This is a genomic window from Ruegeria sp. CE9, assembly GCF_056537425.1.
The window spans coordinates 1-1,253 of record NZ_JBQFRO010000073.1 but is presented as its reverse complement, the minus strand read 5'-3'; the positions used below and the strand labels follow the sequence as shown (position 1 = coordinate 1,253).

1 protein-coding gene is annotated in these 1,253 nt (G+C 53.6%); it reads right to left on the bottom strand.

The annotated features are described in order from the left end of the window. Positions 1 to 25: 25 nt before the first annotated feature. The coding region (locus tag ACR0B3_RS24085; protein WP_480811249.1) for an FGGY-family carbohydrate kinase at positions 26 to 1,253 on the bottom strand (1,228 nt) is incomplete at its 5' end.

The following is a 1,253-nucleotide window of genomic DNA, read 5'->3' as shown; positions in this document are numbered from 1 at the left end:
CCATTTTACTAATCTCCCTATTGCGTCACAGATGCTTAGAAACAAAGTCACTCAGCGCTTGGTACTGCCCCGAATGAGCGACAGCCTCATAGAAGCCGCGGTAGACTTGATGCTGGTCTTCATAGAGGCCCCGAAGTTGTTGATTTGGGTCAAAAGTGCTCACAACCTGCACCATAGAGTCCACCGCTTCGTCGATAGAAGCGAAGGCGCCGGCGCCAAATGCACCCAGAATTGCCGCACCAAGAACCGTACACTCGCGCTCTTTCAAGACAGTGGTCGGCTGGCCGATTATATCAGTCATTATTTGCACAAAGCCGTCTGACTTTGTGCCGCCGCCTGTTAACCGGAAATCCGTAATCCCGCCGTCCACGTCGCTTTGAAATGCGTCAAAAACCATGCGCATTTCGTTTGCGCACCCCTCTAAGAGGCCCCGGATCAGGTCTGCACGCTGATGGTATAGACCGAGCCCGAGGAAACCTCCGCGAGAAACTGCGTCGTAATAGGGCGTGACTTGGCTAGCCATAAAGGAGTGAAACAATACCCCATTCGCGCCAGGCTTCGAAGTTTCGGCCTCGTTCACCATCACGCTGTAGACGCTCTTTCCCCTTTTTGCCGCTTCATCAAGCTCATTGCGGCCCAAGTGGTCGCGCCACCAGCGGAGACAGGCACCCAAGCTGAAGGCGCCCCCTTCAATGTCCCATGCTCCAGGCACACCATGCCCGCCCCACCAAAGATTTTTGCCTTTGATACGTTTAAGGCTGTCGATATGGGCCACCATTACACCAGCGGTACCCACGGTGAATTCAGCCATTCCTTGCTTGATGACACCGGCACCAATGGCAGCACACTGCTGATCACCGGCGCCACGGCACAGTACCAAACCCTCCGGGAGGCCCATCTGTTCAGCCGCTTCCTTGGATAGCCTACCGACTTGACCTGATGGAATACCTACTGGAGGAAGGCGATCACGGTCGATGCCACACACTTTGAGAATGCGATCAGACCAATCAAGTTTTTCAATATCCATCATGCCGTTAAGCGTGAGGGAGGCCGGGTCTGTAGACCAATCCTCTCCCCCCATCCGATACAGAAAATATTCTTGGCCATTCGCGAACCAACGAGTTTTCTCGAAGAGTTCTGGGGCATTTTCTCTAAGCCAAATAATTTTTGCTGCAGACCAGAGGGGGCTTATTTGCATGCCGGTGTGTTCTTGATGCTCTCCCTCACCCGGAAATTCATCTGCGAGCTTCTCC